General features: G+C 37.0%; 14 protein-coding genes. 12 read left to right on the top strand and 2 right to left on the bottom strand.

The annotated features are described in order from the left end of the window. Positions 1–62: 62 nt before the first annotated feature. Genes RMR09_RS00970 through RMR09_RS00960 form a run of 3 tightly spaced genes read left to right on the top strand, consistent with a single transcriptional unit; the run spans position 63 to position 2,530 of the window. The gene (locus tag RMR09_RS00970; protein WP_310593968.1) at positions 63–299 is read left to right on the top strand and encodes a FeoA family protein; all 237 of its coding nucleotides are present in this window, start codon (positions 63–65) and stop codon (positions 297–299) included. Next, positions 299–2,401 (top strand): ferrous iron transport protein B, encoded by a 2,103-nt coding sequence (gene feoB, locus RMR09_RS00965; protein WP_310593967.1) that lies wholly within the window; start codon positions 299–301, stop codon positions 2,399–2,401. The genes RMR09_RS00970 and feoB overlap by 1 nt, the downstream gene beginning before the upstream one ends. Positions 2,402–2,407: 6 nt before the next feature. Further along, a complete protein-coding gene (locus tag RMR09_RS00960) occupies positions 2,408–2,530 on the top strand; it encodes a FeoB-associated Cys-rich membrane protein (protein WP_310593966.1) in 123 nt (40 codons plus the stop codon). Here the strand turns inward: RMR09_RS00960 and RMR09_RS00955 are convergent. Together RMR09_RS00955 and RMR09_RS00950 are read right to left on the bottom strand one after the other, a co-directional pair. Further along, positions 2,527–3,180, bottom strand: a complete 654-nt coding sequence (locus RMR09_RS00955) for a metal-dependent transcriptional regulator (protein WP_310593965.1) — start codon at positions 3,178–3,180, stop codon at positions 2,527–2,529. The two genes, RMR09_RS00960 and RMR09_RS00955, sit on opposite strands and share 4 nt — an antisense overlap. A gap of 5 nt (positions 3,181–3,185) precedes the next feature. After that, a complete protein-coding gene (locus RMR09_RS00950) occupies positions 3,186–5,069 on the bottom strand; it encodes an Nramp family divalent metal transporter (RefSeq protein WP_310593964.1) in 1,884 nt (627 codons plus the stop codon). A 138-nt stretch (positions 5,070–5,207) separates the two neighbouring features. Between RMR09_RS00950 and RMR09_RS00945 the strand changes: the two genes are divergently transcribed. From RMR09_RS00945 to RMR09_RS00905, 9 genes are all read left to right on the top strand, one after another. Continuing rightward, on the top strand, positions 5,208–6,353 hold the full coding sequence (locus tag RMR09_RS00945) for a lycopene cyclase family protein (protein ID WP_310593963.1): 1,146 nt from the start codon (positions 5,208–5,210) through the stop codon (positions 6,351–6,353). Between the two features lie 126 nt (positions 6,354–6,479). Then, positions 6,480–6,890 carry a BrxA/BrxB family bacilliredoxin gene (locus RMR09_RS00940; RefSeq protein ID WP_310593962.1) on the top strand — a complete coding sequence of 137 codons (411 nt, stop codon included), beginning with the start codon at positions 6,480–6,482 and terminating at the stop codon, positions 6,888–6,890. Between the two features lie 377 nt (positions 6,891–7,267). Further along, entirely contained in the window at positions 7,268–8,644 is a 1,377-nt protein-coding gene (locus RMR09_RS00935) for a rhodanese-related sulfurtransferase (RefSeq protein WP_310593961.1), read from the top strand. Between the two features lie 164 nt (positions 8,645–8,808). Continuing rightward, positions 8,809–10,116 (top strand): regulatory iron-sulfur-containing complex subunit RicT, encoded by a 1,308-nt coding sequence (locus RMR09_RS00930; protein ID WP_310593960.1) that lies wholly within the window; start codon positions 8,809–8,811, stop codon positions 10,114–10,116. Continuing rightward, positions 10,100–10,579 (top strand): gliding motility lipoprotein GldH, encoded by a 480-nt coding sequence (locus RMR09_RS00925; protein ID WP_310593959.1) that lies wholly within the window; start codon positions 10,100–10,102, stop codon positions 10,577–10,579. Before RMR09_RS00930 ends, RMR09_RS00925 begins: the two co-directional genes overlap by 17 nt. Before the next feature lie 9 nt (positions 10,580–10,588). Then, a complete protein-coding gene (locus tag RMR09_RS00920) occupies positions 10,589–12,907 on the top strand; it encodes a penicillin-binding protein 1A (RefSeq protein ID WP_409070946.1) in 2,319 nt (772 codons plus the stop codon). A 176-nt stretch (positions 12,908–13,083) separates the two neighbouring features. After that, complete coding sequence (locus tag RMR09_RS00915) at positions 13,084–13,785, top strand: CoA transferase subunit A (RefSeq protein WP_310593958.1); 702 nt, start codon at positions 13,084–13,086, stop codon at positions 13,783–13,785. 225 nt (positions 13,786–14,010) lie between these two features. Then, positions 14,011–14,667, top strand: a complete 657-nt coding sequence (locus RMR09_RS00910) for a CoA transferase subunit B (protein WP_310593957.1) — start codon at positions 14,011–14,013, stop codon at positions 14,665–14,667. Between the two features lie 397 nt (positions 14,668–15,064). Next, positions 15,065–16,219: an alpha/beta hydrolase-fold protein gene (locus RMR09_RS00905; protein ID WP_310593956.1), complete on the top strand. Its 1,155-nt coding sequence runs from the start codon at positions 15,065–15,067 to the stop codon at positions 16,217–16,219. Positions 16,220–16,372: the final 153 nt, after the last annotated feature.

Genomic DNA, 16,372 nt, shown 5'->3' with positions numbered 1-16,372 from the left:
TTATCATTTGGTTTACTATTAAAATCTGTACTTTTGCAATCTTAATTCAATCTAAATAAGGTTTGCATACCACATTAAATATACTCAAAAAAGGCGAAAAAGCAATCATCAAAGAATTTGATGTAGATGCTGTTCCGTTGAAATTATTAGAAATGGGTTGTTTGCCAGGCAATGTGGTTGAATTACTTCAAATAGCGCCTTTTGGCGACCCTTTGTACTTGAATATTAATGGTTCGCACGTAGCCATTCGAGTAGAAACAGCAAAAGAAATCGAAGTAGATTTAATCGAAAACAACTAATGCTAAGCAGTCACAATATCAATGTCGCTTTAATCGGGAATCCTAATGTGGGAAAGACCTCTGTCTTTAATCAATTGACAGGTTTAAACCAGCAAGTAGGAAACTACCCGGGTATTACGGTGGAGAAAAAAATTGGTTTTTGTAAATTGCCTAACAACTACAAAGCCAATATTCTTGACTTGCCTGGAACCTACAGTTTGAATGCAAGTTCCATTGATGAAAATGTGGTAATTGAATTATTGTTGAACAAAAACGACAAGCTCTATCCAGATGTGGCGCTTGTGGTAACTGACGTTGAAAACTTAAAACGAAACTTACTTCTTTTTACTCAAATAAAAGATCTAGAAATACCAACTATTTTAGTCATTAATATGGCGGATAGAATGGAATACAAAGGAATATCATTAGATATTCCGTTTTTAGAAGAGAAATTAAAAACCAAAATCGCTTTAGTGAGCTCCAGAAAAGGAACTGGAATTGAAGCACTCAAACAACTGATTGTAAATTACAAATCCATCCCTAAAGAGCCTTGCTTAAATGCTTCGGTTATAGACGAAGAGTATTTTGAAGCCTTACGCAAAACGTTTCCTAATCAACTGCTGTACAAATTATGGTTGGTCATTACTCAGGATGTGAACTTCTTGAATTTGGATCGAAACGAAATTCGTAATTCCTATACCAAGTCGCATTCTGACTTAAAACGTTTGCAACAAAAAGAAACCATCAAACGCTACCAGTTCATCAATGATGTACTTAAAGAAGGACTCAAAATTGATCTCAATTCTGCCAAAGATTTCCGTGCCATTCTTGACCGAGTGTTAACACATAGAGTTTGGGGTTATGCCATTTTCTTTTTCATCCTTTTTGGAATTTTTCAATCCATTTTTGAATGGTCTAAAATTCCGATGGCCTTTATTGACAATGCTTTTGCTTCTTTTAGTGTAATGGCAAATGAAAATTTAGCACCAGGCGTATTGACCAATTTAATTGCTCAAGGGATTATTCCTGGCATTGGAGGAATCCTTATTTTTATTCCGCAAATCGCCTTTCTTTTCATGTTCATTTCTATTTTAGAAGAAAGTGGTTATATGAGCCGAGTAGTTTTTTTGATGGACAAAATCATGCGAAAATTTGGCTTGTCGGGCAAAAGTATTGTACCGTTAATTTCGGGAACAGCTTGTACTATTCCTGCTATTATGGCCACGCGAAATATCGAAAATTGGAAAGAACGATTGATTACTATTTTAGTCACTCCGTTTACCACTTGCTCAGCTAGACTACCCGTTTATGCTATTATTATCGCATTAGTAATTCCGGAAAAACGCGTTTTTGGAATCATCAATATGCAAGGTTTAACCTTAATGTTGTTGTATCTTTTGGGATTTGGGATGGCGATTTTCTCCGCTTATATTTTGAATAAAATTTTGAAGATAAAAGGCAAAACCTACTTTATTGTAGAAATGCCCAATTACAAATTACCTATGTTTAAAAACGTAGGCATCAATGTGATTGAGAAAACCAAAGCTTTCATTTTTGGAGCCGGAAAAATCATTTTAGCTATTTCCATCGTATTGTGGTTTTTAGCCTCTTATGGTCCTGGTGAAAAATTTAAGAATGCAGAGAAAATCGTGATTGAAAAAAACCTAGCAAAACCATTAAATCATTCCGAGTTACAAAATGCTATTGCTTCGCAAAAATTAGAAAATTCCTATATTGGTTTAATGGGTAAAACCATTGAGCCTGCTATTTCACCTTTAGGTTACGATTGGAAAATTGGAGTAGCTATTATTAGTTCGTTTGCGGCTAGAGAAGTCTTTGTTGGAACCCTTGCCACGATATACAGTGTGGGCGATAGCGACAACGACAATACAATTAAAAACAAAATGCAAGCTGAAATCAATCCTGAAACAGGGCAAAAAATATTCAATTTTGCTTCTGGGATTTCGTTGTTATTATTCTACGCTTTTGCAATGCAATGTGCCAGTACCATCGCTATTACTAAAAAAGAAACCAACTCATGGAAATGGCCTTTAGGTCAATTAATCTTCATGAGTGGACTAGCCTATTTGGTAGCTTTGATTGCTTTTCAAATTCTAAAATAGTGAATTATGATTCAAGAAATTCTAGCCTTTGGAATCCTCATTCTAGCCATTGCTTTTCTGATTAAAAAATATTTTTGGAAGAAAAAATCAGATAAAAATTGTGGGGACGGTGATTGTGGTTGTGCCTAACCTAATTTTACATATAAATTAGTTGCTGTTTTATCGGAGACAATAACTTGCTTTTCATCTATTTTTATTATCACAGACAAATCGAACGGCTCTATGGCTACTATCTTTATTTTGGAACCTAAAGCAATGCCTTGTCTATCCAAATATTGTAAAAATTCAGCCGAAGTGTCTTTAACTCCCACACAAATTACTTCTTGATTTTCTTTTGCCTCAGAAAGCAACAACTTGTCTACTTTAATCATTTTTCCGTTGCCATCAGGAATAGGGTCGCCATGAGGATCTTCGGTAGGATGTCCTAAAAAATCATCTAATTTATCAATTAGTTTTTCGGAGCGAATGTGTTCCAATTGTTCCGCAACATCGTGTACCTCATCCCAAGTAAAATCTAATTTTTCGACCAAAAAAACCTCCCATAAACGGTGTTTTCTCACAATCATTTTAGCCATTAGTCTTCCATTTTCTGTAAGTGAAGCACCTTGGTATTTTTTATAATACACCAATTCTTTTTCGGCTAGTTTTTTAAGCATATCCGTTACTGAAGAGGCCTTGGTGTCCATCATTTCTGCAATAGCGTTAGTAGACACTTCTGCTTCATCAAAAGTGCTTAAATGGTAGATTGCTTTGAGGTAATTTTCTTCTGAAAAAGTCATTCTTTTTAATTTACAGATTCATCTTTCACAATTAATAAGGGTACCGAAATCTCATGACGCAGTTTGTCAACCGTAGTCCCAAAAAGCAAGTCTTTGATGCCCGTATGACCGTGTGTTCCCATAACTAAGATGTCGTATTTTCTTTTATTGACAATTTTAGGAATTACCTTAGCAGGCTTACCAAAACCTAATTTTGTTTTGACTTTAAAGCCTTTTTCGCGAAACATTTTCTTGTACGATTGTAGCATCTTTTCATCAACTGTTGTTTCGTGATCATCCGTGTTTTTTCCATACATCATTGCTCCAACAGTTTCTACTACGTGAATCAAAGTATATTTAGCCTCCATTCCTCCTAAATTAAAGGCACTTTGAATGGCAGCCTTATCCGCAAATGAAAAATCAACAGCAATCGCAATATTTTTTTTCTGATGAAATTGTGTTTCAGAGAATCGCAATACTAAATCGTGTGGAGAATGGTTTTGTATCGTCAATTTTACTTTTGAAATAAAAGGCGTAAACACGATATACAGCAACAATATTAAAAATCCAAACGCAATTGGCACAACTGTGAACCAAAGAACCAAAGGATTCTCTGCCGTTGTTAACCACCCTTGAATTTCATCAAAAACTAATTTAAAATTAAGGACAACAATAATAGTGGCAATAATCCAAGCAACAACTTGGGTTAATTTGCTAATATGAAATCCATTCATTTTGGATTGATCACTCACAAAATGAATTAACGGAATAATAGCAAATCCCAATTGCAAACTCAATATTACCTGACTCAATATCAATAATTTCCCTGTAATTCCTTCGCCATAAATTACAATAACGGCAACCGCAGGAATAATGGCAATGAGTCTAGTGATGATTCGGCGCACCCAAGGTTGTATACGCAAATTAAGGTAACCTTCCATGACGATTTGACCCGCCAAAGTTCCTGTGATTGTAGAACTTTGACCCGCAGCAATCAAAGCTACTGCAAATAAAATGGGCGCCCATTTTGTTCCCAACATGGGCTGGAGAAATTGGTATGCGTCTTGAATTTCGGCTACTTCAAACATTCCGTTTCTATAGAATGTGGCGGCTGCCAAAATTAAAATTGCCGCATTGACAAAAAAAGCGAGATTCAACGCAATAGTAGAATCGATTAAGTTGTACTTTAATGCTTGCTTAATCCCAGCATCTGTTCTCGAAAACTTTCGCGTTTGAACCAATGAAGAATGCAGGTATAAATTATGAGGCATAACAGTCGCTCCAATAATTCCAATCGCAATATACAAAGCCGATTCATTGGGAATAGACGGAATTAAGCCATAAATTACTTTGCCCATTTCAGGTTGTGCAAAAATCATTTCGAAAATAAACGAAAACCCAATAATCGCTACCAAAACGATGATGAAAGCTTCCATTTTTCGAATCCCTTTATTAATCAAAAACAATAATAAAAAGGTATCTAAAACAGTAATCAAAACCCCTTCAAGTAATGGAATCCCAAACAATAAATTGATTCCAATCGCCATTCCTAACACTTCCGCTAAATCACAAGCTGCAATGGCTATTTCGGCCAAAAAATAAAGAATATAATTTATAAACTTAGAGTAGGTTTCTCTCGAAGCTTGAGCCAAATCACGTTGGGTAACAATTCCTAATCTGGCACTTAAACTTTGCAATAACAAAGCCATCAAATTACTCATCAATAAAACCCAAAGCAAAGCGTAACCAAACTGACTTCCGCCAGCAATATCTGTTGCCCAGTTACCCGGATCCATATAACCCACACTTACCAAATACGCGGGGCCAATAAAGGCTAATATTTTCCTGAAAACCGACCCTTTATTTTGTGTCGCAACCGATTGATTGGCTTCTCCTAACGATTTTTCCATGGTAATAATCATTTAAAAATCAAATATATAAAATTAATTTGATTAGGGTAATTATTTTTTTAGACAAGCCTAAAAATAACAACTGTATCATTATCATATTAAATTAATTACTTTTGAAAGGAATTTTCAAAAAGTGCGATGAAACAATACGACTACATTTTTACTGGAGCAGGCTTATCCGCTTTAATGACGGTCTATAAAATGGTAGTGTCTGGAAAATTTCAAAACAAACGCATTTTGCTTTTAGATGAAAATGCCAAGCAAACGAACGACCGAACTTGGTGTTTTTGGGCAGAAGCCAGCTCAATTTGGGAACCTAGCATTTCAAAAAAATGGAATTCAGCTTTGTTTGCCAATGCTGATTTTCAAAAGAATTTAGAGTTATACCCTTACCTATACAATAAAGTTCAAGGTTTGGATTTTTACAATCAAGTATTGGATTTGATTGCAAAGCAAAAAAATATTGATTTCGTCCAAGAAAAAGTACTCGAAATCGAAGAATCGGAAACCATCATTTTAGTGAAAAGTGAAACCCAAAGTTTTTCGTGTAGCCGACTTTTAAATTCGATTTACAATCCCAATGGGGTAAATCGTCAATCCAAATACCCGCTTTTACAACAGCATTTTGTGGGTTGGTTTATTCAAACCGAAACTCCTGTTTTCAATCCGGAACAAGCTACGTTTATGGATTTTTCAGTAGCCCAAAAAGGCAACACGCGTTTTATGTACGTTTTACCTGTATCAGAAACTGAAGCCCTTTTGGAATATACTTTATTCTCTAAAGAGTTACTTTCAAAACAAGAATATGAAACAGAAATTGAAAATTACATTCAAAAATTAGGCATTAGCCAATACCAAATTATCGAAAAAGAAACAGGCAATATCCCAATGACCTGTTATCCTTTTTGGAAACACAATACCCAAAATGTAATCAATATTGGCACCGCAGGAGGTTGGACCAAAGCCAGCACGGGTTATACTTTTAAAAATTCCGATAAAAAATCAACCGAATTACTTTCGTTTTTAGAAACTCAAACTGATTTTAGAAAGTTTCATAAAAAGACTAAATTCTGGTTTTACGATTTGCTTTTATTAGACATTTTAGACCAAAAAAATGAAACGGGAGCGGCAATTTTTTCAGCGCTTTTTCAAAAAGGAAATACCCAACTTATTTTCAAATTTCTTGACGAAGAAACTTCCTTTTGGCAAGATTTGCAAGTGATTTGGAAATGCCCCAAAGGCCTTTTTATCAAAGCTTTGTTGGGACGACTATTTCGATTTTAATTTAGCTATTCAACGATAACAAATCTTTATGATTAGAATCATTCTAAAGACGAGATTTCTATTTATCTTTGCATAAGATTTATTAAAATCAAATATCGTATAGCATTAATTTAATATAAAATAATTATGTATCCAGAAGAAATGGTAAGACCAATGAAAGCCGAATTAGTTGACGCTGGTTTTCAAGATTTACATACTGCTGAGGCTGTTGAAAACGCCATCAAAGGAGCAGGAACGACTTTAGTAGTAGTGAATTCAGTTTGTGGTTGTGCTGCAAGAAATGCACGTCCAGGAGCAAAAATGAGTTTAGAAGGAGCTAAAAAACCAGACCATTTAGTAACGGTTTTTGCAGGAGTTGACAAAGAAGCGGTAGATGCAGCGCGTCAACACATGTTCCCTTTTCCTCCGTCTTCTCCAAGTATGGCTTTGTTCAAAGATGGTGAATTGGTGCACATGTTAGAGCGTCACCATATTGAAGGGCGTCCAGCGGAATTAATCGCGGAAAACTTACAAGACGCTTACGCAGAATTTTGTTAGACTTGCCACAAACCTGCTAACCGCAGGCAGGGACGCTAAGTCCCAAAGATTTTTTAAACCATTAAGAAATTAAGAAGATTAAGATAAAACTTAATGCAACTTAATACCTTAATGGTTTTTTTATAAATTATAAACCTCTTTACTGTTTGTTTTTTAAACTTGCCACAAACCTGCCAGCCGCAGGCAGGGACGCTAAGTCACAAAGTATTTCGAAACCATTAAGAAACTAATAAAATTAAGGTAACACCTAATGCGACTTAATTTCTTAATGGTTTTTTATTTTCAAATGGGTGCATTTTCAAATTTTCAAATTATATTTGCACCGCAACTCTTCCATTTAGAGTTGGCAACATATTTCTCACTTAAACGTTTATAGCATGCAACTGTACAACACCTTAAGCGCAGAAGAAAGAGCCGAGCTGATTGATCAAGCAGGCCAACAAAGACTTACTTTGTCTTTCTATGCGTATGCCAAAATTGAAGACCCTAAAAAATTTAGAGACGATTTATTCGTTGCTTGGAATGCCCTTGATGCCCTTGGTCGAACCTATGTAGCCAAAGAAGGAATCAATGCACAAATGAGTGTTCCTGCCGAGAATTTTGAAGCCTTTCGCGAGACTTTAGAAGCGTATGAGTTCATGCGAGGCATTCGTTTGAATGTGGCGGTAGAACACGACGATCATTCGTTTTTGAAATTGACCGTGAAAGTGCGCGATAAAATTGTAGCCGATGGCTTGAATGATGAAACATTTGATGTAACCAACATTGGCGTACACTTAAAAGCCAAGGAATTCAACCAGATTTTAGAAGACCCTAACACGATTGTGGTGGATTTTAGAAATCATTACGAAAGTGAAATTGGTCATTTTAAAGGCGCCATCACTCCAGATGTGGAAACTTTTAGAGAAAGTTTACCTATTATCAACGACCAACTACAAGACTTTAAAGACGATAAAAACTTGGTAATGTATTGCACCGGAGGTATTCGTTGCGAAAAAGCATCGGCTTATTTCAAGCACCAAGGTTTTAAAAATGTCTACCAATTAGAAGGTGGAATTATCAACTATGCAAAGCAAATCAAGGAAGAGAATTTAGAAAGTAAATTCATCGGGAAGAACTTTGTTTTTGACCACAGATTGGGAGAAAGAATTACAGACGATATTGTTTCGCAATGCCATCAATGTGGAAAACCGTGCGACAATCACACGAACTGCTCTAATGACGGTTGCCATTTATTGTTCATTCAATGTGACGAATGCAAAGCCGCTATGGAAAATTGTTGTTCTACCGAATGTTTAGAAACGATTCATCTTCCGGTGGACGAACAAATAAAATTGCGTCGCGGGAAACAAGTAGGCAATAAAGTATTCCGAAAAGGAAAATCAGAGAATTTGAAGTTCAAACATTCAGGCGAACTATCTGATACTGCTTTGGCTACAGCCCCAAAAACTAACGACATTCGTCAAAAAATAAAAGTAAAAAAAGCACTTATTGGTAAAGTTGAACATTTTTATGTAAAAGCTTCCATCGGACTTTTTGTAATTGAAAATCAAGAGTTAAATGTGGGTGATACTATCTTAATTTCGGGACCAACCACTGGAAACCAAGAATTAGTCTTAGAAAAAATGATGGTCAACGGAACCGAAAACACTACTGCAAAAGTAGGAGACAAAATAACTATGCAATTGCCTTTTCGTGTTCGATTGTCTGATAAATTATATAAAGTTTTCAAAAACGGTACTGAAAATAGCTAATTAATAGCTCTAAAATACAACCTAATTAAAATCCCATTTCGTAACTGAAATGGGATTTTTACTTTAACAAAAAGGCTGTAAACTTAAATGTAAAAATACTATCTTTACACCTTATTCGTTTTAAGAACTTAAGTTGCATTCATTGCAACACTACATATAAAATTATGGCATGTACAAGTTGTTCAACTTCAGATGGTGGTGCACCAAAGGGTTGTAAAAATAATGGGACTTGTGGCACCGATAGCTGCAATAAATTAACGGTTTTTGACTGGCTTTCTAACATGAGTGCGCCCAATGGCGAAACTCCTTTTGACTGCGTGGAAGTCCGTTTTAAAAATGGAAGAAAAGAATTTTACCGCAATACAGAAAAACTAACCTTAAGCATTGGTGACATTGTTGCCACTGTAGCTTCACCAGGTCATGATATTGGAATTGTTACTTTAACAGGCGAATTAGTTCGCGTCCAAATGAAGAAAAAAGGCGTCAATCCTGAAAGCGCTGAAATTCCTAAAATTTATAGAAAAGCCTCTCAAAAAGACATCGACATTTGGTCGGCAGCAAGAGATCGTGAAGAGCCGATGAAAGTGCGCGCACGTGAATTAGCCATTGATCAAAAATTAGAAATGAAAATTTCGGATATCGAATTCCAAGGAGACGGTTCGAAAGCTACATTTTATTACACTGCCAATGACAGAGTCGATTTCCGAATGTTAATTAAAGATTTTGCTAAAGAATTTAACACCAGAATTGAGATGAAACAAGTAGGTTTCCGTCAAGAAGCCTCTCGTTTAGGCGGAATTGGTTCTTGCGGACGCGAATTGTGTTGCTCAACTTGGCTAACTGATTTTAGAAGTGTAAATACTTCGGCAGCACGCTACCAACAATTGTCTTTAAATCCGCAAAAATTAGCGGGACAATGTGGGAAACTGAAATGTTGTTTGAACTATGAATTAGACACTTACATGGATGCCTTGAAAGACTTTCCTGATTTTGACACTAAATTAGTGACTGAAAAAGGAGACGCTATTTGTCAAAAACAAGATATTTTCAAAGGCCTAATGTGGTTTGCTTACACCAATAATTTTGCCAACTGGCACGTATTGAACATCGAGCAGGTTAAAGAAATTGTTGCTGAAAATAAATTAAAAAATAAGGTTTCTTCTTTGGAAGACTTTGCTATTGAAACGGTAGACGAACAAGAAAAGAATTTCAACAACGCCATGGGGCAAGAGAGTTTGACTCGTTTTGACCAACCGAAGAAAAAGAAAAGACCAAACAAAAAACCAAGACAAGGACAAGGAGTTGAAGGAAATGCAGGAAATGCAGGAAATACAAGACCTGCTAATCCAAACAACAACAAACCTTCGGGAAATAATAACCGACCTAATAACAACAAACGTCCGAATCCAAATAACAAAAGTGGGGAACCTAGAAAACCTATAATTATTACTAAAAATGAGGATAAAAAATAGTCTTATTTTTCTTTTAATGGGTGTTCTCTTTTTTTCTTGTGATAAAAAAAGAGTGTTTGACGAATACCATGCTGTGGGAAGTGCTTGGCATAAAGACAGTACGGTTACTTTTCAATTACCCGAATTAGATTCGACTAAACGATATGATTTATTTGTAAATTTAAGAAGCAATGACAATTATCCGTTTAACAATTTGTTCTTGATAGTGGCGTTAGAATTACCAAACGGATTTACCAAAGTTGATACTTTGGAATACCAAATGGCAAAACCCGACGGCACCTTGCTTGGCGAAGGATTTACCGATATTAAAGAAAGTAAATTGTTTTACAAAGAAAACGTAAAGTTTAGAGGAAAATATAAAGTATATATTAAGCAAGCCGTTCGAGAAAAAGGCAAAGTCCCGGGAGTGGAACAGCTTGAGGGAATTACAGATGTAGGTTTTAGAATAGAAAATAAAGAATAGAATTGTATTATGGCTCTTATTAATCGAAAAAAAAATCAGATACCAGACTCTGAAAAAGACATTCAATATTATTCCAAATTATTTTGGAAGTATTTCTTTTATGGAATGGGAGGCATCGCCTTGTTTTTCTTATTTGCTTCTTGGGGACTTTTAGGTTCTATGCCTTCATTTGAAGACTTAGAAAATCCAGATTCTAATCTAGCTACCGAAATCATTTCTGCTGATGGAGTCGTGATTGGTAAATACTTCGAAAAAAACCGTTCCCAATTAAAATACTCTGACCTGCCTAAAAACTTAGTCCAAGCCCTAGTCGCTACAGAAGATGCTCGTTTCTACGAACATTCAGGAATTGATGGCAGAGGAACATTAAGAGCTATTTTAAGCTTTGGTACTAGTGGAGGAGCGAGTACATTGACCCAACAATTAGCCAAACAATTATTCCATGGCGAAGGATCAAAATTCTTGCCTTTCCGTATTATTCAAAAAGCCAAAGAATGGATTATCGCCATTCGATTGGAAAGACAATACACTAAAAATGAAATCATCGCCATGTATTGTAATGTGTATGATTTTGGAAACAACTCGGTGGGAGTAAATTCCGCAGCCAAAACCTATTTTTCTAAAGAGCCTAAAAATCTTACTATTGATGAGTCGGCTATTTTAGTAGGAATGTTTAAAAATTCGGGCTTGTACAATCCAGTTAAAAATCCTGAAGGCGTTAGAAACCGACGCAATGTAGTATTGAAGCAAATGGAAAAAGCGGAAATTATTACTGAGGCTCAAAAACTAAAACTACAAAGTTTACCCATCAAATTAGACTTTAAATTAGAAAGTCATAAAGACGGAACGGCTACTTATTTCAGAGAATATTTGAGAGAATACATGAAAAAATGGGTAGAAGACAATAAAAAGCCTGACGGATCTGACTACAACATCTACAAAGACGGTTTACGCATTTACACTACGATTGATTCTCGTATGCAATTGCATGCTGAAGAAGCTGTTGAAGCCCACATGGCTAATTTGCAAGAAGAATTTTTCAATCAGGCGAAGGACAATAAAAACGCACCTTTTGTCAACATTTCACAAGCCGAAACAGACCGCATCATGAATAAAGCCATGAAAGCATCTGCACGTTGGAGCATCATGGAATCGAACGAAAAAAGCGAAGAAGAAATTATTGCTTCTTTCAAACAAAAAACAAAGATGAAAGTGTTCACTTGGAAAGGCGAAAGAGATACTATCATGACACCTTTGGATTCAATTCGCTACTACAAACACTTCCTTCAATCAGGTTTAATGGCCATGGAACCACAAACGGGTAACATCAAAGCTTGGGTAGGTGGTATCAATTACAAATACTTCCAATACGACCACGTAGGGCAAGGGGCAAGACAAGTAGGATCTACTTTTAAACCATTTGTTTACGCTACAGCCATTGAACAATTAGGCATGTCGCCTTGTGATTCTATTTTGGATGGGCCATTTATGATTCGCAAAGGAGAACACAATGTAACTGAAGACTGGGAACCAAGAAACTCTGACAACAAATACCGCGGAATGGTAACTTTGAAAAAAGCCTTAGCTAATTCCATCAACACAGTATCCGCTAAATTAATTGACAAAACAGGTCCTGAAGCCGTAGTGGAATTGACACACAAATTAGGAGTAACGTCTGAAATTCCGGCACAACCATCAATTGCACTTGGAGCTGTCGAAATCACCGTACAAGATATGGTGGCGGCTTATAGTACCTTTGCCAACCAAGGGGTGTATGTAAAACCGCAATTCATCACTAAAATTGAGGACAAAAGTGGTTTAGTAATTTACGAACCTATTCCCGAATCGCACGATGTGTTGAACAAAGACATCGCTTTTGCAGTAATTAAATTATTAGAAGGTGTTACCGAAGGTGGTTCTGGAGAACGTTTGCGTACGCAAGGCGGAGGGAACGGAGACAACCGTTGGACAGGCTATCCGTATATGTTTACCAATCCAATTGCTGGAAAAACAGGAACTACACAAAATCAATCCGATGGTTGGTTCATGGGAATGGTACCTAATTTAGTTACTGGAGTTTGGGTAGGTTGCGAAGACCGTTCGGCACGTTTCAAAGGGCTAACCTATGGACAAGGAGCTACGGCTGCCTTACCTATCTGGGGGTATTTTATGAAAAAATGCTACGAAGATGAGAACCTACACGTATCTAAAGAAGATTTTGACAGGCCGGCTAACCTTTCTATAAAAGTAGACTGCTATTCTAAACCCGCTGCAGTAGTTAAAGACACGACCGATATTCAACAAGATACCGAAGAGTTCCAGTTGTAATACTGTTGTGCGGAGAACAAGAATTAGAAGCTATTTCCCGCCATTCACTGTATCTTTAAGGCTAAACCCTAGCCTTAAAGGATGCCGTTTCTGTCAGGGCTAAAGGTTGCATTTTCGGTTAGACGAACCAACTCTACAATACTGTTTTTCATTTCATGACCTAATACCAAAAAAACATGATTAATAAAAAAGTATCCTCTGTTCAAGAAGCGCTTCAAGGTATTGAAGACAATATGACCCTTATGGTAGGTGGATTCGGATTGTGTGGCATTCCTGAAAATGCTATTGCCGAATTAGTCCAAAAACAAACCAAAAACTTGACCTGTATATCGAATAACGCAGGCGTGGACGATTTTGGCTTAGGCTTATTATTACAACACCAACAAATCAAAAGAATGATTTCTTCCTATGTGGGAGAAAATGCCGAATTTGAACGCCAAATGCTATCGGGCGAACTCGAAGTAGAACTTATTCCACAGGGAACATTGGCAGAGCGATGCCGAGCTGCCCAAACTGGAATTCCTGCTTTTTTCACTCCCGCAGGTTTTGGAACCGAAGTAGCCCAAGGTAAAGAAACCCGAGAATTCAACGGAAAAATGCACGTTTTAGAACACGCTTTTCAAGCTGATTTTGCTATTATTAAAGCTTGGAAAGGCGATACTACGGGAAATCTTATTTTCAAAGGAACCGCGCGCAATTTCAATCCGTGTATGGCAGGCGCAGCTACAATCACGATTGCTGAAGTCGAAGAATTAGTCGAAGCGGGTACTTTAGACCCCAACCAGATTCACATTCCGGGAATATTTGTCCAACGCATTTTTCAAGGAGAAAAGTTTGAGAAGAGAATTGAACAAAAAACGGTGAGAAAAAGAATGTAACAATGAATTCATTTAATGGTTTAAGTACGTCATAAATCAGCCACAGATTTCACAGATTATACTGATTTTAACGGATAAATCCGTCGAATCTGTGAAATCCGTGGCAAAAAAATTTAACAAAGCATAAATATTAGTAAACAATACAAGAAAACAGGTAATTACTAAAAAATGTTATTTTAAAAAGCTTACTGATCCTTAATTTCTTAATGGTTAAAAAAAGAGAGTATGTTAGATAAAACCGAAATCGCAAAACGCATCGCAAAAGAAGTCAAAGACGGTTATTATGTGAACCTAGGGATTGGCATTCCAACTTTAGTAGCCAATTATGTTCGCAACGATATTTCGGTTGAATTTCAGTCGGAGAACGGAGTTTTGGGCATGGGGCCTTTCCCTTTTGAAGGTGAAGAAGATGCCGACTTAATCAACGCAGGCAAGCAAACCATAACCACACTTCCAGGAGCGAGTTTTTTTGACTCGGCATTGAGTTTTGGAATGATTCGTGGACAACATGTCGATTTGACTATTTTAGGCGCTATGGAAGTAGCTGAAAATGGCGATATTGCCAACTGGAAAATCCCAGGAAAAATGGTCAAAGGAATGGGTGGTGCGATGGATTTAGTTGCCTCTGCCGAAAACATTATCGTGGCCATGATGCATGTCAATAAAGCGGGCGAAAGCAAAATCTTAAAGAAATGCACCCTGCCACTTACGGGTGTGGGTTGTGTCAAAAAAGTGGTAACCGAATTAGCCGTTTTGGAAGTTACCCCAAAAGGGTTTCAACTATTGGAGCGCGCTCCTGGTGTAAGTATTGAACATATTATTGCATCTACTGAAGCTACTTTAATTATTGAAGGAGACATTCCTGAAATGATAATTGACTAATACACTCCCTGCAATTGCAATATCAAAAAGCAATATCAATTTCAAAATTTAATTAATCCCGTAGGGATGGCATATTGGTAACAACAAAATATACTGAGGGACGACATGGTTCTTTCACCACATAGAAACATAGACTTGAAAGTGAAAAAGTAAGAATGGATAGACGTTTCACTATTCACATAGGGGTTAAAAATTGAACTTCTAATTAGTAATCATTACTATTAACTAATCCCGTAGGGATGGAATTTTGGTAACAACAAAGTCTGCTTATAAGGAATAGTCCCGTAGGGACGACATTTCTTCTTCCAAAAAATCAAAAGGAAATCTACTCTAAAATCCGTAAATTAAATTTATATTGCGGTATATTGACACAATGAAACCAACTCAACCAAAAACTATGAAAAAATCACTCCTTATTCTCGTTCTAATTCTTTTCGGTATTGGAACTCAAGCACAAGAAAATGTTGACTTTTCCAAAAAGAAAGACATCATTTCCCCTGAAATTAATTCGGATAACACCGTTACTTTTCGATTGGATGCCAAAAACGCCAAAGAAGTAAAAGTACAAGGCGACTGTATTCCCGAAGGTGGTTTGTTAACCAAAGGAGAAGACGGCATCTGGAGCTTAACGACTAAAAAACTCAATCCTGAATTGTATAGTTATTCGTTTTTTGTGGACGGAGTTAAAGCTTTCGACCCGAATAATGCGTTTTTGATTCGCGATGTATCCACGGTAGTCAATGTGTTTTTAGTGGGTGGCGGAAAAGCCGACTTGTACAAAGTAACCGATGTCCCTCACGGAACGGTAGCCAAACGTTGGTACACTTCGCCAAAGCTTGAAAGCACTCGCCGTTTGACAGTATATACCCCAGCGGGTTATGAAAGCAACCAACAAAAATACCCTGTATTGTACTTGATGCACGGAGCGGGTGGCGATGAGAATGCGTGGATGGAATTGGGTCGTACGGCTCAAATCATGGATAATTTGATTGCACAAGGCAAGGCAAAACCAATGATCGTTGTAATGACGAATGGCAATGCCGATCAAACCGCCACACCGGGTGAATCTAGCGAAGGATTTGTGAAGCCTATTTTCATGCGTCCTGCTACGTTTTCTGGGAAGACAGAAGCGGCTTTTGGCGACATAATCCAATTTATTGAGAGTAATTACCGTGTAAAGAAAGAGAAAGCGTCTCGTGCCATTGCAGGGCTTTCTATGGGAGGTATGCACAGTTTAGTCATCTCGGCGAATTACCCTAATACGTTTGATTATGTGGGCGTGTTTTCTTCGGCTATGTTGCAACCGAAAGACTCACAAGCAGCTGTATATAGTGATTTTACTAACAAGCTAAAAACACAAAGAGACAACGGATTCAAATTATACTGGATAGGCATTGGTAACTCTGACTTCCTTTTTGAACGTTCTAACGAGTACCGTAAACTACTAGACAGCCTACAATTCAACTACCAATACCACGAAACAGCAGGAGGCCACACATGGTCCAACTGGCGAGACTATTTGTCTTTATACGCTCCGTTGTTGTTTCAATAAAAAACTCCTTAAAACCCGTTGGGTGTAATTAGTTTTTGATGATAATTTTTCGTCAGTTCGAGTGATTTTCTCCCGACGCTTCGGGAAGAAAATTGTATCGAGAACAAGAAAAATTTCATTAAAAACGGTTCTCGATACATTTTTTGTTCCGTT

The sequence above is a fragment of the Flavobacterium sp. genome (assembly GCF_031537875.1).
Lineage (GTDB): Bacteria > Bacteroidota > Bacteroidia > Flavobacteriales > Flavobacteriaceae > Flavobacterium.
This window is presented reverse-complemented; position numbering and strand designations above follow the sequence as displayed.